12 protein-coding genes are annotated in these 22,598 nt (G+C 61.3%); 9 read left to right on the top strand and 3 right to left on the bottom strand.

What is annotated here, in order from left to right; genetic code table 11:
• The first annotated feature begins 4 nt into the window (after positions 1 to 4).
• The gene (locus tag HAHE_RS01095) at positions 5 to 709 is read left to right on the top strand and encodes a DUF1080 domain-containing protein (protein ID WP_338687795.1); all 705 of its coding nucleotides are present in this window, start codon (positions 5 to 7) and stop codon (positions 707 to 709) included.
• Between the two features lie 9 nt (positions 710 to 718).
• Here the strand turns inward: HAHE_RS01095 and HAHE_RS01090 are convergent, their stop codons facing one another.
• The gene (locus HAHE_RS01090) at positions 719 to 1,903 is read right to left on the bottom strand and encodes a DNA-binding transcriptional regulator (protein WP_338687794.1); all 1,185 of its coding nucleotides are present in this window, start codon (positions 1,901 to 1,903) and stop codon (positions 719 to 721) included.
• Between the two features lie 482 nt (positions 1,904 to 2,385).
• On the opposite strand from HAHE_RS01090, the gene HAHE_RS01085 reads away from it, so the two are divergent.
• The 5 genes from HAHE_RS01085 to HAHE_RS01065 all read left to right on the top strand — a co-directional run bounded on the left by HAHE_RS01085 (position 2,386) and on the right by HAHE_RS01065 (position 11,061).
• The gene (locus tag HAHE_RS01085) at positions 2,386 to 3,825 is read left to right on the top strand and encodes a C1 family peptidase (protein ID WP_338687793.1); all 1,440 of its coding nucleotides are present in this window, start codon (positions 2,386 to 2,388) and stop codon (positions 3,823 to 3,825) included.
• A 396-nt stretch (positions 3,826 to 4,221) separates the two neighbouring features.
• Complete coding sequence (locus HAHE_RS01080) at positions 4,222 to 7,953, top strand: hypothetical protein (RefSeq protein WP_338687792.1); 3,732 nt, start codon at positions 4,222 to 4,224, stop codon at positions 7,951 to 7,953.
• An 8-nt stretch (positions 7,954 to 7,961) separates the two neighbouring features.
• The gene (locus HAHE_RS01075) at positions 7,962 to 8,651 is read left to right on the top strand and encodes a hypothetical protein (protein WP_338687791.1); all 690 of its coding nucleotides are present in this window, start codon (positions 7,962 to 7,964) and stop codon (positions 8,649 to 8,651) included.
• 51 nt (positions 8,652 to 8,702) lie between these two features.
• Positions 8,703 to 9,620 (top strand): amidohydrolase family protein, encoded by a 918-nt coding sequence (locus HAHE_RS01070; protein WP_338687788.1) that lies wholly within the window; start codon positions 8,703 to 8,705, stop codon positions 9,618 to 9,620.
• Positions 9,621 to 9,879: 259 nt separating this feature from the next.
• A complete protein-coding gene (locus HAHE_RS01065) occupies positions 9,880 to 11,061 on the top strand; it encodes a M24 family metallopeptidase (RefSeq protein ID WP_338687786.1) in 1,182 nt (393 codons plus the stop codon).
• Between the two features lie 10 nt (positions 11,062 to 11,071).
• Here the strand turns inward: HAHE_RS01065 and HAHE_RS01060 are convergent, their stop codons facing one another.
• Positions 11,072 to 13,849, bottom strand: coding sequence for a family 78 glycoside hydrolase catalytic domain (locus HAHE_RS01060; protein WP_338687784.1), 2,778 nt, complete (start codon positions 13,847 to 13,849; stop codon positions 11,072 to 11,074).
• A 195-nt stretch (positions 13,850 to 14,044) separates the two neighbouring features.
• On the opposite strand from HAHE_RS01060, the gene HAHE_RS01055 reads away from it, so the two are divergent.
• Together HAHE_RS01055 and HAHE_RS01050 are read left to right on the top strand one after the other, a co-directional pair.
• The gene (locus HAHE_RS01055) at positions 14,045 to 15,592 is read left to right on the top strand and encodes a sialate O-acetylesterase (protein ID WP_338687782.1); all 1,548 of its coding nucleotides are present in this window, start codon (positions 14,045 to 14,047) and stop codon (positions 15,590 to 15,592) included.
• A gap of 50 nt (positions 15,593 to 15,642) precedes the next feature.
• Positions 15,643 to 16,797 (top strand): family 16 glycoside hydrolase, encoded by a 1,155-nt coding sequence (locus tag HAHE_RS01050; protein WP_338687780.1) that lies wholly within the window; start codon positions 15,643 to 15,645, stop codon positions 16,795 to 16,797.
• A gap of 150 nt (positions 16,798 to 16,947) precedes the next feature.
• Here HAHE_RS01050 and HAHE_RS01045 read toward each other — a convergent pair whose 3' ends face one another.
• Positions 16,948 to 18,015, bottom strand: a complete 1,068-nt coding sequence (locus HAHE_RS01045) for a substrate-binding domain-containing protein (protein ID WP_338687778.1) — start codon at positions 18,013 to 18,015, stop codon at positions 16,948 to 16,950.
• Positions 18,016 to 18,279: 264 nt separating this feature from the next.
• Here HAHE_RS01045 and HAHE_RS01040 point away from each other — a divergent pair, with 264 nt between their 5' ends.
• A complete protein-coding gene (locus HAHE_RS01040; RefSeq protein ID WP_338687776.1) occupies positions 18,280 to 22,590 on the top strand; it encodes a beta strand repeat-containing protein in 4,311 nt (1,436 codons plus the stop codon).
• The last annotated feature ends 8 nt before the right edge of the window (positions 22,591 to 22,598 follow it).

Raw genomic sequence — 22,598 nt, 5'->3', positions numbered from 1 at the left:
TACCATGAAACCGCTTCCGCTTCTCGCCGCCCTTTTGATCTCACCTTCCGCATTCGCCGCTGATGGCGTAACCACCAAAGGAGTGATCGGCCCCGAATCGATGGAGCGTCCGGAAAACGCGACGCTTCTGATTTCCGAGGACGGGCACGCCTTGGTTCCCGAGAAAGACGACATCCCGAGCAAGTGGGTGTTCGAGGATGGTGTGCTCACCGCTTCGCCGAAGTGGGACAGTCTGGTGACAAAGGAGAACTACAGTGACTTCCGCTTACACGTGGAATTCAACGTCAACGACAACGGAAAGACCGACAATCCGGAGGCGAACGGGAATTCCGGGATCTACATCCAGAAGCGCTACGAGGTACAGATTCTCAACTCGTTCGGGGTTTCCGAGGAGGACTACAAAGCGAGCTACTGCGGGAGCATCTACAAGATCAAGAAGCCCGACCAATTGGTCTGCAAGAAGGCGGGGGAATGGCAGAGCTACGACATGGTCTTCCGCGCGGCGCGCTTCGACGGGGACAAGAAGACGGAGAACGCCCGCATCACCGTCTATCAGAACGGCAAGTTGATCCACGATGACTTCGAGATCCCGCGCAAGACCGGCGCGGGCCAGAAGGAGGGACCGGAACCGGGGCCGATCAAGTTCCAAGGACACGACAACCCGGTGCGTTTCCGCAACGCGTGGATCGTGCCTCTCGAACTCGACTGAGGACGCGCGCTACTCCTGAAGGAACACCTTCTGGTGCTCTTCCCGGAACTGGCTCGGGGGAATCCCCTCGACCCGCGAGAAGACCTTGTAGAAGTGGTCCGCATTGCGGAAGCCGGCGTCGAGGGCGACGTCCTTCATCGGCGCGTCGGTCTCGACGATCCGGCGCTTGGCACGCTCGAGGCGCAGCCGGGTGATCTCCCCGGCGATGCTGGTGCCGACAAACTGCCTGAACTTCCGCTCCAGCGAACGACGGTTGGTCGCGACCGCGGTCACCACTTCCTTCACCTCGATCCGGTGATGGCTGTTTTCGGCAATGAAGCGGAGCGCCTTGGTGACCATCGGATCGTCCGCGGCATAGACGTCGGTCGATTGACGCGGCACCAGCTCTGCCGGTGGAACGAGAATCGGACTTGAGGGAGCGACACCGCCACGCATCAGGTCGTCGAGCAGTTCCGCGGCCCGGTAGCCGATCCGGGAGAAGCCGAAGTCGATGCTGGAAAGGGTGGGAGGGGGGCTGTCGCAGACGATCGTTTCATTGCCGGCGCCGATGATCGCGACGTCCTGCGACACATGGAGTCCCTTCGACCGGCAGACATCGATCAGATACCGGCAGTAGATGTCCTGGGTGACAAAGACGCCGATCGGCGTCTTCCACGAATCGATCCAACGGTTGAGACGTGCGATGAAACGCTCCCAGCCCGGGGCCACGCCCTCCACGCTGACCCGGGGAAAGCGGTGGTGTGAGGCCGTGAAGTCATGACTGCGCAGCGCCTCGCTGAACCCGTTCCACTGTCTTTGGGAGTCGATGTCGCGCTGGTGCCCGAGGAAGCCGAACTGTCGGAAACCGCGGCCCATCAGGTGCTCCGCTGCCATCCGTCCTGCGAGTGCCGAGTCGGCGAATACCGAGGGCACCCCTTTGGCGGGGGTGTTCATCCAGACGTTGACGATCGGAATGCCGGCCTGCTTCGCCGCCTTGGCCATGTCGGGGGTCACCCGGGCGAGAATGCCATCGAAGGGGAGTTTGCCCGAACTGGTCAGCATGCGGTCCGGTGCCGGGTGGATCTGGCACTCCCAGCCGGCCTTTTGGGCGTAGGCATGACAGCCGGCGAAGGTCTCCTGATGTCGATTGAACCCCCAATCCATTTCCAGTGAAATGGCCACCTTGAGTTTCCTGTTTCCCGCTTCGTTGTTCATGGGCTGCCGCATGCCCGGGCCATGGTTTTCCGGGGCGCTGGGGGGCATCGTTGCCCAGCAATTGGGGGAGCACAAGGTCGGATTGACGTAAAAAAGCGAGCTAAGCGCGCATATGGAATGATCAGGACCGAATTGAGTGATTCCAAAGACGATTTTTGCCCGCTTTTCGGTTCGGATCCTGCGGCGGAGATGGTCCCGAAACGTGGCTCCAGCGCTTATGAAACCTTATGAACACCAATGTCTTTGGTGGATGGGTGTGGGCGTGCAGATGCGAGAGAAAGCCGGAAATCCGAGAATGAAATGGATGGTTCCGATGGCTCTCCAGATAGAGCTTTAATGGCCTCTGACAAGTCTTGTATCATCCCGAATAAACCAAGGTAGGGATCGGGGACGTGTCGGAAAAACGAACTCCTTTGTCGCATCATGGGTCTTGAGCGGACTTGCTGCGACCTGTCAGATTCCAGCATTCATCTTAGGTCGCAATGACACCTGAAGAAGCAGCCCTTGCCCGCAGACCCGCGAACGCCCCGGCCCCGAGCAGCGAGGGCAGCCTGGACCCCGAGGTCGTCGAAGAGATTCGCGCCGGCTACCGGATGGTGGAGGCCGACCGTCTCCGGCACAACGCGGTGACCAACAACGCGATCGATGACTTGGCCCTCAACCGCCAGGCGTTGAGCCAGGTCGACGACCACTTCAGTCACCGCATCAGAAGCCGTGGCGTGACGAACCAGAAGAAATCGGGCCGGTGCTGGATGTTCGCGGCGCTGAACGTGATCCGGCCGCAGGTGATTCGCGACCACGGCATGGAGGAATTCGAGTTCTCCGTCGCCTTCCTCCAATTCTGGGACCGGATGGAGCGGGCCAATCTTTTCCTCGAGTCGGTCATCGACCTCCGGGACATCGACTACCTTGAGCGGGACTGGGAGCTTCTGAACCGCTGGGGCATGGAAGACGGCGGATGGTGGAACTATCTCGCCGCACTGGTGGAGAAATACGGAGTCGTTCCGAGCAGTGTGATGCCCGAGACCCACGGCAGCTCGAATACCGCGACCATGAATCTGGTTCTGCAGCGGTTGATCCGAACCTACTCGGCAAAGCTTCTCAACCGTCATGCCGATGGCGGAACGATGGCCGAGCTGCGAGCCATCAAGTCCGAGGCACTCGCTGAGGTTTACCGCTTCCTCGTGATCAATCTGGGTGAGCCGCCGACGGAGTTCGAGTGGCGTTACCGTCGGACGACGAAGCCGGACCGCTCGGATCCCGAGGCGGAGATGCGGACCGTGACGGATCCCGCCCTCGGCGAGTCCGAATCCTTCACTCCGAAGTCATTCCGGAAGCGCTATGTCGGTTGCGCGATGTCCGACTTCGTTTGCCTCTACAACGATCCGAAGAACGAACTGAACCGGCACTACCGCTTCGATCGGGCCCGCAACATGGTCGACTCGGAGAACATGGGGTTCGTCAATGTCGACATGGACGTGATCCGGCAGGCGTCGATCCGCTCGATCAAGGCCAATGAGCCTCTCTGGTTCGCCGTCAACATGGGCTACGACCAGTCGAGGGAGCTCGGAATCATGCAGGACAAGCTGCTCGACTACGAGGCGCTGTTCGGCATCGACCTGACGCTCAGCAAGGCTGACCGCGCTCGCTTCCACTCCGATGTGTCGAATCACGCGATGGCGCTGATGGGTGTCGATCTCGACTCGGAAGGTCGCCCGAAAAAGTGGCTGGTGGAAAACAGCTGGGGCAAGGAGCAGGGAGACGAGGGGTTCTGGAGTCTCCACGACGACTGGTTCGACGAGCACGTTTACACGGTGATCGTCCACCGGCGCCATGTGCCGGATGAGGTGCTCGCCTACTTTGAGGAGACTCCGACCGTTCTGCCGGCGTGGTATCCCGGTGCCGCGGGAGTTCTCGCCTGATTCCTGCTGATCTGCGATCTGAAGGCGGGACCCCTTGGAAAAGGGGTGGAATTCCGCGCCGATCGAATCGGGGTAATCTTGCTGGTGATTTGGGGGTTGGCGGCTGCGAGTCCCTGATTGCGGGACTGTTATGTTCATCCTCAGAGGCGCCGATGCGTCCGGGAGTCGCTAAAATGCGGATATTGAGTAGGCGCAAAAAGATGAATGAAAGGCGGGAATAGGAGTCCGTGGTTGGCCTTTTTGGGATGCGGAGAGGGGTGAAATGTAGTTTCTTAGCGTGAATACAAGGTGGTGACGACCATGAGATTTTCTTCACGCATCCGACCCCGAATCTCTCAAACCATACATCTTTGCCGCAAGCGGGATGCAGGTTTCGCGCTGGTCGTGACCGTCAGCATGATGGTCCTGATTGCACTGGTAGCAGTCGGCCTGCTCGGTCTCGCCTCGATCACGGTCAGTTCCTCAAGCCGCGCGACCGCCCAAGGCGAGGCGCGGGCGAATGCCCGGATGGCGATGATGATGGCTCTTGGTCAACTGCAGGAGGCCTTGGGGCCCGACCAACGCGTTTCCGCTAACGCGTCAATTCTGGCGAGCGCGGACTCAGGTGATGGAGCGGTTCCCAATCCCCATTGGACCGGAGTCTGGAGCTCCTGGAAGGCAGGGCAGAGCGACACCTCGGCCGTCGACGGCATCAGCTATCACGCCACGATTGACGGTCGCGGCATCGGCGGCATGAAGCCGACCTACGACAAGCACCGCGAGGATCACTTCCATTCTTGGCTGCTGTCTCTCACGCCCGGCGAACTCGAGGATCTCGCCTCCGCGGAGAACATCGATCTCGACGGCCTGTTGCTGCCCGAAGAAGACACCGAAGCTGCCTTGCTTGTGGGCGAGGGGTCATTGGGCGATAACTCCGATCCGCTGGACTTCGTCAGTGCGAGGTTGATCGAAACGGATACCGGGAGCTACGCATGGTGGGTTGGCGACGAAAGTCAGAAGGCGCGGGTGATGGACGACCGTTTTGAGACGGATCCGAAGGCCCCCACACTTGCCGAGCGGTTGTTCCGCCAGCAGGCGGCGGGTTCCACCGGGACCAAGGCGGTTGACGGTCTCGAAGGAGTGACCGCCGAGGGTGAGGTTCAGCTCGGAAGTCTGCCATCGCTGCAGACGATGGATCTCGTCGATGGTGCCGCCGGGGCCCCGTCGGAGGGATTCCATTCGGTGACACCCTATTCCTACAGCGTGCTCGCGGACGTTCGGGAGGGCGGTCTCAAGCGCGATCTCAGCACGCTGCTGGAGCGGCCGATCGCGGACGACCGGAGCGGCATGCCGCGCGAGACGGGCGATGATTTCATGCTCTACAAGTTCAACACCAAGGACCAGTGGATGGGTGGCCCCGACAACCAGGAGTGCGTGCCGATCCACGACCTTGCGGCTTACTACCAGCTCTATGATTCCTACCGCGATGGTTGGAACGAGGGGTTGCTCTACTCGTCGAATCTGATGAGCGACGGCTATCAGGTCGTCTCGACCGACTTCGGGGAAAAGAATCCCGAGGGACAGAAGAAGTATCTCAAGGCCTACACCAATCTCTACCGCCAGCCGGTTCCGATCAAAGTCCAGTTCCTGTTGAGTCTCTTCGCCGAGGAGATCAACCCGAAGCCCAAGCCGACCCGGGCGAATCCCAATCCGGACAGCCACCTGTTGCGCATCGGGATCACGCCGGCGATCACGCTCTGGAATCCGACCAATGTTCCGTTGGTCATGCGCTGCGCGTCGGATCCCAACCTCTACGCCCAGATGACGCGCATGGGCAATCTGCCGATCCGGATCAAGTTCAGGAAGAACGGTGACCCGTGGAGCAAGCCGCAGAACATGTCGTGGCTGGCCTGCGGCGACGGCGGCGGCAAGGCCCACATCTTCAACATGTACTTCTCGGGCAAACGTCCGATCCGTTTCGAACCCGGCGAGGTGAAGACCTTCTCGTTGCCCTTCAGCGGGGACGTCAGCGGTATGAAGAAGAACGGCGACGGGCACATCAACATGTTCAAGGACGAGTTCCTCTTCAAGACGGACAAGTACTACGAAGGTCACGAGGCCGCGCCGGGCTGGGATCCCGAGTCGTTCATGTTCTTCAACCGTTCGGCTGCGCCGGATACCGGGGTCAGCGTGATCGATAGCAAGTTACCGTTCAGTTCCGGCGACCGGATCTCCTTCGAGATTACCGGCGACAACTCGCAACTTCCGAATGGCGACGGATCGAAAGGAGCGGCCTTCTTCTTCCACTTCATCCAGACCAACCACCAGAGCTACGCCGGTGGCGGAACGTGGTGGCGCCGCAACTACCAGTTCAACTCGCGCAATGGTGGCGGGGGGCAGCAGGTCGGCTTCAACGAGACGCTGATCGGCAAGGGATTTCCGCGCGGGAGTGCGACGATCACTGCCGCCTCGCGCAGCGGATCGAACATCATTGCCCGCTCCGACCGCAAGGAGGGCTGGCCGTTCATGCAATTCTCCCTGATGGCGGGAACCGAAACCAGCGAGGGTTCGAACGGGGGAGTCGCCGGTGGCCGGAAGTTCGCCAGCCGGCCTTTCCTTCACTCGAGTGCGCTTTCCGCTCCATTCATCGACGATCACTCGGGCAACGCCCTCTACAACGTTGGCTGGAACTGGTGGGTCGAGGAAATCAACGACGTGTTCGAGGCTCCGGTGCAGGTCAGCGTCGATGACCAGGGCTACTATGGCGGCGGTTACACGCCGGAATCGGGCGTCACGAATGTGGTCCAGCAGGAGGTGCCGCTCGTTCCGCCGATCTCGATCGCGGCCCTGAGTCATGCGCACCTCGGCGGATTCAGCATCGCGCGGGACGAAGTCGGAGGGAAGCACCTCAACCAGAATGTCACCGCCACCGGTCAGGCCGGTCTGTTCCCGCATACGTTGCAGGCGATCGGCAACTCCTACGCCCACCCGCTGATTCCGGCCGACCGTGCGTTCGTGAGCGACTTCCAGCGAACCTTCAATGCCGACAATGGCGCGAGTCGCGTGACCCTCGCCGACCACTCGTATCTCGCGAACAAGGCGCTCTGGGATGACTATTTCTTCTCGTCGATCACTCCCGAAAGCGCGAGTGCCAAGGTGTTCCAGACGCGTGCCAACAAGCCCGCCGAGAGAATCGCGTCGGAGTTTTTCTTCGGAGAAGAGCCGCTGCCCAATCGCCGCATGGTCCCGTACATCGGAGGCCTGAGTCCCAACGGTCTTACCGATCTTTTCAGGACCGACGAGCAATGGCGCGGAGGATTGGCGGACAGGATCGCCGCGCACCTGATTGTCGAGGGGGCGTTCAATGTGAACTCCACCTCGGTGGACGCATGGAAGGTGTTCCTTTCGAGCCTGCGCGGGAAACCGGTCGCGTATCTCGATAAGGAAGGCTCGATGAACGGAGGCACCGAACTCGAGGAGACGAGCACCAGTGACGGGACCCCGGTCAACGGATTCAATGTCCCGGCAGGTCGGCCGATCGACCGCAGCCCGAATGATCCGAGCGAACCGGACCAATGGCTGGGGGCACGTGAGCTCAGCGATCAGGAGATCGAGGAACTGGCCGAGGCGATGGTCCGCCAGGTGAGGGAACGCGGCCCGTTCCTCTCGTTGTCCGAATTCGTCAACCGCCGCCTCGATTCCAGAAACGGGGAACTCTCCGCCAAGGGTGCGCTGCAGGCCGCTCTCGACGACCCGAAGGTTTCGATCAACCAAGGGTTCCGGAACCAGAAACGGGAACTTGAGACCGGTGGCATGACCCCGGCCTTCCGTGAAGCGCTTGAGGGGCCGGTGGCATATGGAAGTGCCGCCTATGTCGACCAAGCCGACGTGCTCCGTCATCTGGGTGCCCAGCTGACGCCTCGTGGTGACACCTTCGTGATCCGGACCTATGGCGACTCCCGTGACCCGAGCGGCAAGGTTCAGGCCCGCGCATGGTGCGAGGCCGTCGTGCAGCGGTTGCCCGAGTATCTTGATGCCGAGGATCAACCCGAAACGGAACAGGCCGAGCTGGCCGTGGAGGCCAACCGGCAGTTCGGCAGGAAGTTCGAACTCGTTTCCTTCCGCTGGCTGACGCCTTCGGAAATCTGATGATCGTCATGAATCTGATTTCGCGACTCGCCGTCCTTGGTGCCGTCTTCTGTGCCGCTGCGCCTTTCGCGTTCTCACAGGATGTGTCGAAGGTCAGCCTCCGCTTCGTATGCTTCCCTAAGTCGGTCGAGCCGCTGAAGGTCGAGCTGTTGATCGGGGAGGGGAAGACGGAGGAACTGGAGGTGTTCAGCAACGAGTTGTCGAAGACCTACTCCGTTCCCGCGCAATCCGCGTGGGTCATCGGCGAGACGACGCTCAACGAAGATGACGAACCGGTGTTCAAGGTGCTGGGGAAAGCCACCGCGCTGTCAGCTTCCAAGCAATTGGTCCTGATCGTGAAGAAGGGGGCGGATAACTCCGACGGTTTCGAGATGGTTGCAATCGAGGATGGAGCCAACGGCTTCGGTGGCGGCGAGATGCTGTTTGTGAACGCCGCCGGCGTGCGTATCGGCGGCGTGGTCGGCACTAGGAAGTTCGCCCTTCGCCCTGGCGAACACGCGATCGTCGAGCCTAAGGCGGACAAGGGCAACGGGCGCCTGTGCCACGCATCCCTGTTCTACGAGCAGGAAGAAAAGCCCGTGCCTTTCTTCAGTTCGACGTGGCCGGTGAGCGAATACACCCGGGCGATGCTCTTCGTGTATCACGATCCGTCGTCGAGGAAGTTGAGGCTCCATTCGATCCGCGATTACCTCGAGTGATCCCTGGCAAACGTGTTGCGAAGGCAGGCCAGCGTGATGCGTAGTGGGAGTATGAATGCTCTCCGAATCGGATCGGCGCTTTGGTTGATCGGTCTCATGGTCCGGGCCGAAGTCATCGACACCCACGTGCACCTGTGGGATCTGTCGAGGCCGGAGGGGATCTATTGGATCAAGGAGGACGACAAGGTGCTTCGCCGTTCGTATACGCCTGCGGATTTCGAGAAGCTGGCGAAGGAGAATGGCGTCGGCGGGGTGGTGGTCGTGCAGGCAGGTCAGAGTCTTCCGGACAACCAGTGGAATCTCGATGTCACCGCGAAGAACAGGTCGTTGTTCCGCGGCGTGGTCGGGAATCTGTCGGAAGTGATCGGCAGCGATGAATTCCGCCCTCTGTTCGATAAGCTCTGCGAGGATCCGCGCTACGTCGGCTACCGGCTTTCCGGTCGCCTCCGGGAAGATCTCGACGAAGCGTTCTACCGTGACCTGAAGCTGACCGCCGAGCGTGGGCGAACGGTGGACTTCCTTGTCGGCAAATATGATCTCGAAGACGTGAAGGAGATCGCCACGGCAGTGCCGGAGCTGAAGATCATCATCGATCACTTCGGCAACGTGGTGCTCGACGGCGAGCCGCTCGATCCGGCGTGGGTTGCCGAGTTCCGCAAGGTGGCCAAGTGCCCGAACGTGCGCTGCAAGGTCTCCGCCCTCTATGGCCGATTTCAGAGTCCGCCGGCGCCTAAAGTTCTGTCCGCCTACAGGGAGATCCTCGATCTGGCATGGGACTGCTTTGGAGAGGACCGTTTGATCTACGGAAGTGATTGGCCGGTCACGCGGCGCACGGGCGATTACGCATCGGTATTGGATCTGACCCGCAGCTACTTCCGGGATAAGGGTGACGGGGTCCTTGCCAAAGTCATGGGGAGCAATGCCGCTGGTTTCTACGGGGTTCCGCTGCTTGGTGAAGATAGCAAATAGGTGGTCTCAAGGCGCATTTTCTCGTCTGTTCCGGGTCCGCAAATACGCGTCAAAAAGCCGCATGGAACGACTCTGATTTCGTTGTCGTGCGGAGGGTTGCAGAAGATCATGGCGTGCCTGCGGAAAAGATGAGTTCAGTGGTTAGATCGCCTGATATTCCGATATTCCAAGGGTTTGCAGTTCAAAGACAGATGGCCATGCGGGTGCCGTTGTGGTCAGTATCCCCGCGACCCGCAATGGGTCGCACCCCTCCAAATCCATGTTGAACCGAAAAAAAGGCGCCGCAAACGGCAGCGCGGCGGAGACGAGTTCTATCCTTTTCCATGCGGATGCGAGCGATCCGGACATGCTGTACTTCAGCCGCTTCTCCGCATTCGATCCCTATCTTGCCTTCGGTGTCGACGGTCGCAAGGTCGGCCTCTCCAGCAGTATGGAGTACGGCCGAATGCAGGATGAGTCGGCATTCGATGAAGTGCTCCTCCTGCCCGAAGTCGAAAGCGAGGCCGCCAAGCGGTTCAAGCTGCCGAAGGGTAAGAAGCCGGACGAGACGCAGATCGTGCGTCACCTCGCCAAAGTCTATGGTGTGAACGAGTTCCGGGTGAGCCACCGGTTCCCCGCAGGGCTGGCTTTCGCACTGAGCGAGGCCGGACTCAAAATTACTCCGGATGAAAACGGCGGCCTGTTTCCGGAGCGTGTCCAGAAGACCGCGGAAGAGGTCGAGGCATTGCGCAAGGGCAACGATGCCAGCGCCGCCGGTTTCCGGATCGTCGCCAAGACGCTGGCCGAATCGAAAGTCAAACGCGGCAAGCTGATCCACCAAGGGCGGGTGCTGACCTCCGAGCGTCTGCGGGAACTCATCAGTCAGGCGGCGCTAGAGAAAGACGCCATTGCCCAGCACACGATCGCGGCGGGTGGCGACCAGGCTTGCGAATGCCACAACGCCGGCTCCGGACCGATCCGGCCCAACGAGCTTATCGTGGTGGATATCTTCCCCCGGCGAACCGAGGACGGCTACTGGGGCGACATGACCCGCACTTTCCTGAAGGGAAAGGCGAGCGACGCGCAGAAGAAGCTCGTCCGGACCGTGAAGAAGGCCCACGGAATGGGTATCGACATGATCAAGCCGGGTGTGTCAGGAGGTAAGGTCCAGCAGGCGATCGAGCAGTTCTTCGCCAAGGAGGGCTACGAGACGATCAAGAACTCCACCGAGCCGGAAGGATTCTTCCATGGTCTCGGACATGGAATCGGCCTCGAGGTCCACGAAGCGCCGTTCATGCGGCTCGGTGCGAAGTGGCGCTTCAAGAAGGGGATGGTCGTGACGGTCGAGCCAGGTCTCTACTATCGCGGCATCGGAGGCGTCCGCATCGAGGACACGATCCACGTGACCCCGGGCGGCAACGAGCTGATCTCGAAGGCTCCCTACAAGTGGGAGATCCCGTGACCCGGATTCACTAGGGAGTGGTCACCTTGAAGCTGTAGCTCCCGCTGCCGATTTCGATGCCGAGTCCGTCACCGCGGTCGGTGAAGCCGATGTCACTGCGGTCCTGAAGAGGCTTGTCGCTTTCGGTGATGATGTCGCCGGCTTTGGCGGGCAGTTCCACCTTCGCGGTGACTCCGACCGGGATGGTGATGTCGAATTGGCGGACCTTGCCGTCGATCGACCAGTCCGAAGTGATGGTGCCGCGGATGGTTTCATGGGAGCTCTTCACCCACGTGAGATCGCCGACCACCTGGGGACGGATGACGGCGCGGTCGAAACCGACGGCGTCAGGCGCGCATTGGATGCCGCCGAGCCAGCGGAAGAACCACTCGGAGACCGAACCGAACATCGGGTGGTTGTTCGAGTAGGTGCCGTCACTTCCGGCCCAGTGTTCCCATAAGGTGGTGGCACCGTTTTCCAGCATCCACTTCCACGACGGGAAGGTGTCGCGATCGGCGAGCGAGTAGGCGAGGTCGGAACGAGCGTTGGCCGAGAGTTGCTCCAGAAGGATCCGCGTCCCGTAAATGCCGGTGCTCAGACGCGGGCTGTCCTCGGGGGCGGTGAGGTTGTCGATGAGGCGCGCGAAAACATCCTTCCGTGCGCCTTCGGGCGCGGCGTGGAATCCGAGTGCGAAGCACAGCTGGGACTGGGAACCGTCGGCAACCACGCCCTTTTCGCTGAGGAATGCTTCGGCCCAGGCTTTCCGTGACTCCTCCGCCCATGCCTCGAGTTGCTTGGCGTCGTTACCCCGCTCGATGATCTTCGCCAGGCGGGCCATGCGCAGGGCGGTGTCGATGAACATCGGTGTCGAGACCGCCGGGCCGCGGCCCTTGTCGAGGGCTTCGTGGTCTCCGAGTCCGATGGTGACGAGGTTGTCCTTCCGGCGTCCCGCTTCGACCTCGAACCACTTCATCGCTACCGGGAACTGTTCCTCGATCAAACTACGATCGCCGTAGTGCTGATAAAGTTGCTCGAGCAGCAGCGGGTGGACCATGGCCCAGCCGACGCCGCAGTAGTCGACACCGACGAAGGGTGCGGTGTCGGTGAGGCGTCCGTCGGGAAGGGCGGAGTCGGCCCAGTCGCGGACGGTCTTCGCGTAGAAGCTCGCCATGTCGAAGTTCATCAGGTAGGCCTCGCTGGTCGCCACGATATCGCCGCCGTAACCGAAGCGCTCACGGTGCGGGCAGTCGGACTGCACGGTCACGACATTGGCGAGGAAGGTGCGGCGGCACATCTCCTGGATGCGATTGAGCGACTCGTTCGAGCACGAGAACGAGCCTGTGTCCGCGAGGTCGGTGCGCATCGGGAATGCCTGACAGGTGTCGGCCAGCACTTCCGACAGTCCGGTCACTTCCATGTAGCGGAAGGAGTGGAAGGTGAAATCGGGGCGGTAGCGCTCGCCTTCGCCGCGCGCGATGTAGACGTCCTGCTGCCAAGCGATCTCGGGAGCGCCGGGACCTCCGACGGACATCGGTTTGCCGTCGGGTCCCTTGCGGGTGCCCTTGATCTGGCCGCAGACGCTGGTCATCGGATTGAGGGTACCGTCCTCGTGGAGCAGTTCACCGAAGCGGAAACCGATCCGGGTGCCGGCCGGGGCGTTGATCGCGATCTCGGGGATGCCGGTGAAGATGGTTCCGAAGTCGACAATGTGGACGCCTTCCGACGGGGAGGTCACCGCTTTGGCGGGCAGGGCTTCAGCCAACCGCACGGGTGGCATGAGCAATGGCTGAAGAGGTTCGAGCGGTTCGCCGGCGACCTTGACGGGTTGCCATTTGGCGTCGTCGAAGCCGGGCTTGCTCCAGCCATCGACGGCAAGGCGCGCGTCCCGCTCCTCGCCGAGGTAGATGCTGTTGCGTAAGGTCGGTCCGGGAGCGGTTTTCCATTCCTCCCCGGAGGTCACGACCGTTGTCGTGCCGTCCGAGTGCTCGGCGACAAGGCAGAGGATCGCGCGCGGCCGGCCGACCGGCAGGGCCTCGCGGAGGTTGCGGCGACCCCACATCCGCAAGGGGAGGGGATTGTACCAGCCGTTTCCGAGTTCGATTCCCAAGCAGTGGGTTCCCTCATTCAGTTGGGAGGTCACATCGTGGGTGCGGAAAAAGATCCGCTTGTCGAAGCGGGTCCACGGCGGGTCGAAAACGTGGTCGTCGAGGCGCTCGCCATCGATGCTCGGATGTCCCAATCCGAGCCCGGCGACGTGGAGCCGTGCCCGGGTCACGGGCTTGCCGATCTTGAACTCCTTCCGCATCAGGGGAGCAGGGTCCGGCTTGTAGAAGTCGGCGTCGTTATCGGGGTTGGTGCCGCCGTCATTGATCCAGCGCGCGCCTTTCCAGTCGGCGGGCTTGCCGGGTGCCGGCTCCCAAGTGGCCGGCTCGCTCCATGGGGAGGGCTGGTCGCCCGAACCCCACCAACGGACTTTCCAATGGCAAACCGTGCCCGTCTCGACGGCCTTGCCCTCGTATTTCGTGCCGGGCAGGCGTTCGGTGCCGGTCTTGCCTGAGTCCCAAAGGTCGCCTTCGTCCTTGCTCAGCAGTTCTTCCGAACTCGCGACCAACACTTGCCACGCGGTGGGCTGGACGCCGCGATCTTCCGAAAGCAGCCGCCACGTCAATCGCGGCTTGGCCGGTGTCGCGATCGGATCGGATTGTCCTTCGCAGAGGAGATGAACCGGCCGCTCAAGGTCGGACTCGGCTCGAGCTCCGTGGATTGCGAGAAGGAGGACAGCTACGGTGAACAGGTCGCGGAGTCTCATGAGAAGTGGGGGCAAAAAGGTGGTCCGGCGGATCGTTCGCGCGAACTGCTGGACTGCAAAGAGATGCAACCGGCATCGGGCATCGCAAGGGCAATGGTCCGGCTGTCGGAAATGAGCGACAATGATCCGCAAGGAATGTAAATTCCGGACCGGGTCCGGCGTATCGGCAGGATGCGGTTCAAAAGCCCTTTTCAGATGGCGCTTCTTTCGGGAGCGATGGTGTCGGTTTCGGCGGCGGTGGAGTTGCCGAAGATGTTCAGCGACCACGCGGTGTTCCAGCGGGGTGAGGCGGTTCCCGTCTGGGGATGGGGAGAGCCGGGTGAGACCGTGACGGTCGAGTTCGGCGGTCAGAAGGTCACCGGCAAGGCCGACAAGGACGGCGCTTGGAGGGTCGAGCTGGCATCCATGGATGCCGAGGCCAAAGGCCGCGAGATGACCGTGACCGGCAGCTCGAGCGGCAGTGCCAAGGTCGCCGATGTGCTGGTCGGAGAGGTGTGGATGGCATCCGGCCAGTCGAACATGCAGTGGTCGCTTTCCCAGACCGAGCGGGCGAAGGAAGATATCGCGGCCGCCAACTATCCGGAGATCCGGCTTTTCCAGTCGGACCGGGTCACGGCGGCGACGCCCCAGACCAAGGTCGGTGGAGCATGGTTGGTGACCAGTCCCGAGACGGTGGGTCGGTTTTCCGCCGTCGGATACTACTTCGGCCTCAAGCTGCATCAGGAGCTCGGTGTGCCGGTGGGCATCCTGAGCACGTCGTGGGGTGGCAAGCCCTCCGAGGCATTCACCAGCAGGGAAGGGCTTCTCACCGAGCCTGAAGGCAAGGGGTTGGTCGAGCAACTCGACGCGGCCGTGAAGTCGTACGACGAAGGTAGTGCCACCGCCAACTATGAGAAGGCCCTGGCGGCATGGAAGAAGAAGGCCGCGGAAATCAAGGAGGCGAACAAGACGGCCGAGAAGAAGCAGAACGTTCCCCGCCAGCCGGGCAAGCCGTCGTCGCCGGCGCTTCAGCCGAACCGCCCCAACTCGATCTACAACGGCATGATCCACCCGTGGGTCGGCTATGCCATGAAAGGTGCGATCTGGTATCAGGGTGAATCGAACGCCGGTCGTGCCAAGCAGTACGAGACGATCTTCCCGCAGCTGATCCTCGACTGGCGCCGCCTGTGGAAGAAGGAGCTGCCGTTCTATTTCGTGCAGCTCGCGAACTTCAAGAAGGCCAGCACCGAGCCGGGGGTACCCGATGAATGGGCCGAGCTTCAGAACGCCCAATTGCTCACCCTTTCCCTGCCGAAGACCGGGATGGCGGTGATCAACGACATCGGCATGGCCAACAACATCCACCCGACCAACAAGCTGGATGTCGGCAACCGCCTTGCACGCTGGGCGCTCGCCAAGGATTACGGCAAGGACGGGATCGTCATCTCGGGCCCGCTCTACAAGGGTTCCAAGATCGAAGCTGACAAGGTGCGCATCGAGTTCGATCACGCCAAGGGTTTGAAGAGTCGCGACGGCGGACCGCTGAAGCGCTTCGAGATCGCTGGCGAGGATCAGAAGTGGTTCTGGGCCGATGCCAAGATCGACGGCGAGTCCGTGATCGTCTCGAGTGACAAGGTGAGCAAGCCCGTCGCGGTCCGTTACGCGTGGGCGTCGAATCCGGAGGGAGCCAACCTCGTCAACGGTGAGGGTCTGCCGGCTTCGTTGTTCCGGACCGACGACTGGAAGCTGAAGACCGAGCGCTGAGCCGGCTGTTCGTACTGGGTGCCCGGAGCCGCGTCGTATTCATTGGCAGCATGATGAGGAAACTGTTTCTGGCTGGTTCCTTGGGCATTCTTGCGGCGACATCGCCGTGCCATGCCCAAGCACGGGACCTTCTCGCGGGTAACGTGTTGGAGAACTTCCGTCCAGTCTCGGGATGGCGTTCGGTCGGATCGGTTCGCGAGACCGAGGGGAAAGGCGAATTCGCTCTGGATGGCGAAGGCAAGGTGCTGGTCAACGCGGAGAGGCGCGGCGAGAAGGCGCCTTACCTATTGACCAAGGAGGAGTTCGGCGACATCCGGATCGAACTGGAGTTCATGGTGCCGAAGGGATCGAATGCCGGGGTTTATGTTGCCGGCCGCTACGAGGTTCAGATCCTCGACAGCTTCGGTCGGGGGAAACCGGGCTCCGGTGATCTTGGCGGGATTTATCAACGCTGGGACCCGAGCCGGGGCAAAGGGCGAGAAGGCTTCGGCGGAATTCCGCCTCTCGTGAATGCCGCCAAGCCGCCAGGCGAGTGGCAGACGATGGAGATCGTGTTTCGTGCGCCGCGTTTCGATGCCGACGGCAAGAAAACCCGCGATGCCACGTTCGAGAAGGTGTTGATCAACGGTAAGCTGGTGCACGACAGCGTGGGAGTCACCGGTCCGACGCGCTCGGCTCCACTTGAGGGCGATGCGGCTCAAGGTCCCATCGCGATCCAGGGTGACCATGGCCCGGTGGCGATCCGCTCGTTCAAGGTGACGCCCTTGCCCGATCTGGATGCGACGCGGTTGGCGGAGCTCGATGCCTACTGGGCCGAGGTTTCCCGCGCGGTTAACACAGGTGACTTCGAAGCCTACAAGGCGACCTGCCATCCGGAGGCCGTACTGGTTTCCGGCTCGAAGAAGGTCAGCTATCCGCTGTCACAGGCCTTGGCCCGATGGCGACAGGAGTTCATCGACACCAAGGCGGGGCTCATCAAGGCGAGTGTCGATTTCCGGTTCGCGCACCGCTATGGCGATGCCAAGACCGCTCATGAATCCGGTGTATTTCTCTACACACAGCAGAAGCAGGGAGGTGAGCCGGTTTCCGAGTATGTCGCGTTCGAAGCGCTGCTGGTGAAAGGAGACGACGGCTGGAAGATTCTGATGGAGTATCAGAAGGAAGCCGTCACCGAAGCGGATTGGAAGGCGCTGGAATCAGATTGATTTCGAAGGCATCCCCAAGGATGCGCAACGGCCTTTCGTATCCTACAGCTGTTGATGTGACGATCGGTATCCGATCCGGTCGGAGGCTTCTACCGTGCGATGAGTCCAAGCACCCCGGTCGTCACGCGGTGCTTCCATCCGGGGATAGTGTCAGCCGCCCGGTGGGCCGATGGTTCCGCCCGACACGAATTCGACAGGGGTTTCGACTTGGCGGAGGTCCGGCTTCCCGCGACTCACGTTCGACGCCCAGCGGACGATTCTGCGGATGACCGGACCGGTGTCCCAGCGGAGGTGGGCGACAGTCGGTCGGCACCAGTTGAACCACGCATCGTAGTCGGTGCAAACGAGGGAAATATCTTCCGGAACGCGGACTCCGTATGCCGCGAGAAACGATCTTGCGGCAGCGAAGAGCCGCACCTCGTCGAGGATCAGGGCGGTGGGTCGGTTGAAGTGAAACAGCGACTCCAACCGCTGGTAAAAGCTTTCCACACTTCCATCCCATTCCGGGAGGTGAAAGCTGCCGACGGGGATTCCCTGAGAGGCCAGTTCCGCAAGGAAGGCCCTCTCGGAAGCGCCGGGTTCGGGGTGACGCCGTTCGGGCGGGCAAAGAAGCACGATGCGCCGGTGTCCCAACCGGATCAGCTCCCGCGTGGCCGCCGCATAGGCATCCGGTTTGTTCGGGCCGACCCCCGGGATCGGCAGTTCCCGGCGCCGGCCGAACAGGGCAAAGACTTTCCTTTTCTCGGCGAGGAACCACTCCAGCACGTCGGAGGATGCGCTGATGACAATCCATGCGTCCGCCTCGGTGCGCTCCACGACGCGAGCGACCCGTTCCGCCTTCATTCCCAGATCGACCAGATGCTGGGAGGGGGAAACCACAGCATGGCCGTATCGTACCAGTTCATCCTGAAGCTTGACCAGATAGCTCTGTCCCCGGTCTTCGGCGTCGTGGAACAGGATGGCAAAGCGTAGAATACGTTTCGACCCGAAGTAATCGGGAAGCTGGATGAGGCGCCTTCGTCCGGCACCTTGGGAGACGAGCAGGCCTTCCTTTTCAAGCTGTATGAAGGCGGACTCGACCGTCTTGTTGTTGAGGCCCAACTCCTTCGCGATCCGATGCTTGCCCGGCATCAGCCCGTTCCACCGTCCCCGCGCCAACTCGCGGCGCAGGTGTTCGGCCAACTGTTCTGAAATCGTCAGGAACCTCTTCGCAGCCATTGCAAAAACCTGGCCAGAAATGGTCCAGATGTCGAGGAGGGAAGACTTTGACCGGCTGCGCGGAATGCTTTTCCGTGACCGTTACGAAAATCGTGAGCCGCATGGTTGAGCGTTCACTTTTTCAAACTCTCGGCCCGCCAAAGCACTGACATGTCGAACCTTCGGTTCGATCGCCACGGACGGCTCCCGAACCCCGACTCCGACCTACCCAAATCCATGAAACCGATATCATCCCTCCGAACTCGTGGCAGACATCCCATCATCATGGCGGGTCTGCTCTTGCCGATGACTCCCGCCCTCTACGCCGCCAACACTTGGGACGGCGGTGGTGCTGACGCAAACTGGAGTACTGTCGAGAACTGGGACGACGATTCCGTTCCGGGATCCGGTGCATTGACCTTCGCCGGTGAACTGCAGACCAGCACGGTGAACGACCTCGGTGCGGCGCTGGCTTACGGAGGCATCAATTTTACCAACAATGGGTCCGCGGGCCAGACGGGCGTCTTCACGCTCGCGGGCGACTCCATCGTGCTCGGAGGCAATGTCACGACCACGGCCACAAGCACACCGTTCGCCGATGTCATCAGCCTTGATGTGGCTCTAAATGCAGATCGGATCGTCACCACCAACACGGATCACGACCTGACGATTTCCGGCATCATCAGTGATGATGGCAACCGTCAACTTATCAAGAACGGTCCGGGCGTGCTGACGCTCTCAGGCGCGAATACCTTTGGCCGCCTCAACCACGATGCGGGCACGGTGCGCGCAGGCGCATCGGGTTCGGTCTTCGGCGACGACAATGTGAATTTGGCCGGCGGAACCACGCTGGACGTCGCCGGGAACGACGTCACCATCGGCGGTCTGGAGACCAGTGATGGCAGCAGCGTTACCCTCGGCGCCGGCACTCTGACATTCGGTGACGCCAGCAATCGCACCTGCCGGAGCGTCTTTTCCGGCAGCGGAAAAATCATCTTTGCCGGAACGGCCCAGCATCAGTTCGGTACCAACAGCGGAAGCGCCCCGGACAATACCCATACCGGCGGCACTCAAGTTGACGGAGATGGGACGATCTCCCACAGGCTCAAGGTTTACGCCGATAAGAGTCTCGGGGATCCCAACGGCGATGTCATCTTCAACGGCGGCACGATTTACGTCCAGGGTGGTGGTGGGACATCGATGACCTCACCCTCCACACGTGGCTTCGTTTTGAATAACGTGCCCGGAAGCACGATCCTCTTCCAGGGGAATAATGACTGGTGGATCAATGGCCCGATCTCTGGCGACGGAGGGATCATCCTCAGGCAGAATCCCAACGGCGATACGGAAGGTCACCTCCTCGGTGCCAACTCCTTCAATGGTCCGCTCAGAATCCAGGGGACCAGCGGTGGTGCCATGAGGGTTTGGATTTCCAATCTTGCGGATAGTCCGACTCAGAATGGCAACATCATCTTTGGTGACGAGTACAACACGCTCAATGACAACAACAGTCAGATCCTCTACTTTGATTCTTCTGCGACAGCTCCTCTCACGTTGGCCAATCGGGCTATCGAATTTGAAGGAGATAACGATGCCATTGGTTACCTCAGAAATGACAATGCCACCCATGCCGTGACGGTCAGCACGGATCTTGTGAACTCCGGTACCGGTCTCAAGAGCTTTCAACTGTATGCCGGCAGCGCGGGCCCGGTTAACGTCTTCTCCGGGGTGATCTCGGACGGCAGTGGTACGGTCTCGCTCCGCAAGGCCGGTAACGGCGAGTGGACGCTCAGCGGAGCCAACACCCACACAGGAGGCACCGAATTGTCTGCGGGGACGCTCATCGTGGACACCGTCGATGCACTTGGCGCCGGTCCTCTTACCCGCAACAATGGCAACCTGGTTCTCAATGCCAATCAGACCGTCCCGGCGCTCTACGTTGGCGGTTTCCAGCAGCCTAACGGGGTCTACACCAGCGCCGATTTTGGATGGCTCAGCGGCGCAGGCACCCTCACCGTGGGAAGTGCGCTTCCATCGTTCTGGGACCTCGATGACAGCGTTGCGGGCCCCGGCGACACCGCAGGTGTTGTCGACGGCACCTGGAACGCAGGCAATACCAACTGGAGCGAGTCGGCAGCCGGCGACGTCGCCACCGCTGCATGGACGGCCGGCCGCATAGCGACCTTTTCGGCCGGCAATACCGCCACCGACATCTCCACGGTCACTGTGGACGGAACCCGGGACATCGGTGGCCTTACCTTCGAAGAGGGGGACGTGACGCTCGCCAGTGGGGCTGCCCCATCCCTTGTCCTCAAGAGCGACGCCCTCGCCCTCGTGCAATCCGGGGCAACGGGAACGGTTGACGCTCCGATCACCGATGACGGCACGGCATGGGCCCTTACCAAGGGCGGCCCGAATACCCTGACCCTCGGCGGTGCCAACACCTACACCGGCACGACCCGAATCGACGGTGGAACCTTGATCGCCGGATCGGCGACGGCCTTCGGAAGCGGGGGCGATGTCACCTTCGCCGGAGGCACGCTGAGCTACAACACGGCGGGTGCGGCCGGAGACATCTCTACCCCGGCTCGACTCAAGAACAGCGCATCGGCGATCCTCATCGATACCAATGGCGAGAGCGTGACTTTGGCAGGTGATATCGACAGCACCAACACGGGTGGCCTGACCAAAGTTGGCACCGGCACGCTGACGCTAAGCGGTAACAATTCGTATAGCGGCAACACGACCCCCGGTGACGGCTTGCTCGTTCTCGACGGCGGCACGATCAGCAACAGTACGCAGGTGAGGTTCACGGTAGACGGCAGCTCGATGTCCGTCACGAATGGCGGCACCCTGAACAGCTCGGGCAATCAGACATTCCAAGCAGACGATATCACGATGTCGATTGTGGGTGGCAACGGGGTAACCTCGACTTGGGATCTTGGCGGCAACGATCTCAGCACCTCGAACACGTCCCACGACAATCAGCAGTTGGTCATCGATGGCGCCGGTTTCGCGGGCAGCGCGGTCGTGACTGGCGTGAATACCCTGGTATGGGGCCGGACCAACAACAACAGCACCATCACCATTACCGATGGTGGTCAGATGAATGTCTCGGGTGGCGACGTTCGGATTGGTAATCCCTACTATAACACGAACGGTGGCTCCCACATGACCATCGGAGGCGGCACCGCCACCTCGACCTTTACCGGTAACACAGGCCGGGATTTCTACATCGGTTTTGGCGAGCGGACTGGTTCGAACAACAACGTGGTCACCGTCAGCGAAAACGGTGTGCTGACCAACATCAGGCATATGTATGTTGGCCACATCAATAATGCCCAGAATGGCGACAATGTCTCGACTGCGAACCAGCTGTTGGTGACCGGTGGCTCGGCAGCCATGAATCAGCTCTCCGTTGGATACGTTCAAACCAACGACAGAAGGGCAAATGCCAATGGGGTGGGAGTGACCGGCGGCGGGCAGCTGTCGACAGGCGGTAGCGCTTATGTCGGTCGTGCCAATAACTCCGGTTCAGAGTCCAGTGCCAACACGCTGACGGTTTCCGGCACCGGCTCACAGTGGGATGCCAACAACCAGACCGTATATGTCGGCTACACCAACAACGCTACCGCCAACTCGGATAACAACATTCTGACGGTGGGTGCCGATGGGTCCGTGATCAATGTGGACAGCTTAATCGTAGGCGACGGCTCTGGCTCCGAGACCGGTAACCAACTTGTGGTCAACGGTAATGCCTCCGCGACGACGGTCACAATTTCCGCAGGCAATAGTCTGACCGGCAGCGGCACGGTCACCGGTGCGGTCTCGGCAGCCGGCACCGTCGCGCCTGGAACGTCGGTCGGAACGCTGAGCGTCACCGGCAACACCACGATCACCGGAACCCTTGCGATTGAGGTGGATGGCGCTACCGCCGACTTGCTCGCGATCGACGGCGATCTCGATATCACCACCGCCACGCTCAGCATCACCGAGCCCGGCGCGGGCGCCACCTTGGGGAGCTACACGATCGTGACCTACACCGGCACGCTCACTCCGGGTGGCCCAGGTCCGTTTGGCAGCGAAGGAACCCTTCCTGCCGGCTACACGGTCGACTACAACACCCCGGGGCAGATCAAGCTCGTCAGCGGTGGAGCTCCCACCGGCTTCGATGCTTGGAAGGTACTGGGCTCCATGGGTCCGGTGACCTTCGAGGGCGACACCAACGGCGACGGTGTGAAGGACGGCTTGGCCTTCCTGCTCGGCGTGGCCAATCCGGACGACGATGCCAACGGCAACCTGCCGACGGTGACCGAGAGCGGCGGCAGTCTCATTCTGACCTTCAACTGCCTGGCCATCGCTGACCGCGACGGTTCGACGCTCAGGGTGCAGCACAGCAGTGATATCGGGGTGTCGGATCCGTGGCTGGCTACGGTCGATGAGGTGCCCGACGCCGACGACGCGGTGCCGGACAATGGGGTGACCTTCGTAGTCGACACGGTTTCCGAAGCTCCGCTGAACAAGGTGACGGCGACGATCGACTCCGGCGAGGCCGCAGGTGGCAAATTGTTCGGTCGCCTCGACGGCCAGGAGTGATCATCGAC

Source organism: Haloferula helveola (assembly GCF_037076345.1).
Classification (GTDB): Bacteria; Verrucomicrobiota; Verrucomicrobiia; order Verrucomicrobiales; family Akkermansiaceae; genus Haloferula; species Haloferula helveola.
This window is presented reverse-complemented; position numbering and strand designations above follow the sequence as displayed.

What these genes read in the sequence shown, in the direction of transcription:
- HAHE_RS01095 (WP_338687795.1), top strand. Translation starts at nt 5, where the DNA reads ATGAAACCGCTTCCGCTTCTCGCCGCCCTTTTGATCTCACCTTCCGCA.
- HAHE_RS01090 (WP_338687794.1), bottom strand. Translation starts at nt 1,903, where the DNA reads ATGAACAACGAAGCGGGAAACAGGAAACTCAAGGTGGCCATTTCACTG.
- HAHE_RS01085 (WP_338687793.1), top strand. Translation starts at nt 2,386, where the DNA reads ATGACACCTGAAGAAGCAGCCCTTGCCCGCAGACCCGCGAACGCCCCG.
- HAHE_RS01080 (WP_338687792.1), top strand. Translation starts at nt 4,222, where the DNA reads ATGATGGTCCTGATTGCACTGGTAGCAGTCGGCCTGCTCGGTCTCGCC.
- HAHE_RS01075 (WP_338687791.1), top strand. Translation starts at nt 7,962, where the DNA reads ATGAATCTGATTTCGCGACTCGCCGTCCTTGGTGCCGTCTTCTGTGCC.
- HAHE_RS01070 (WP_338687788.1), top strand. Translation starts at nt 8,703, where the DNA reads ATGAATGCTCTCCGAATCGGATCGGCGCTTTGGTTGATCGGTCTCATG.
- HAHE_RS01065 (WP_338687786.1), top strand. Translation starts at nt 9,880, where the DNA reads ATGTTGAACCGAAAAAAAGGCGCCGCAAACGGCAGCGCGGCGGAGACG.
- HAHE_RS01060 (WP_338687784.1), bottom strand. Translation starts at nt 13,849, where the DNA reads ATGAGACTCCGCGACCTGTTCACCGTAGCTGTCCTCCTTCTCGCAATC.
- HAHE_RS01055 (WP_338687782.1), top strand. Translation starts at nt 14,045, where the DNA reads ATGGCGCTTCTTTCGGGAGCGATGGTGTCGGTTTCGGCGGCGGTGGAG.
- HAHE_RS01050 (WP_338687780.1), top strand. Translation starts at nt 15,643, where the DNA reads ATGATGAGGAAACTGTTTCTGGCTGGTTCCTTGGGCATTCTTGCGGCG.
- HAHE_RS01045 (WP_338687778.1), bottom strand. Translation starts at nt 18,015, where the DNA reads ATGGCTGCGAAGAGGTTCCTGACGATTTCAGAACAGTTGGCCGAACAC.
- HAHE_RS01040 (WP_338687776.1), top strand. Translation starts at nt 18,280, where the DNA reads ATGGCGGGTCTGCTCTTGCCGATGACTCCCGCCCTCTACGCCGCCAAC.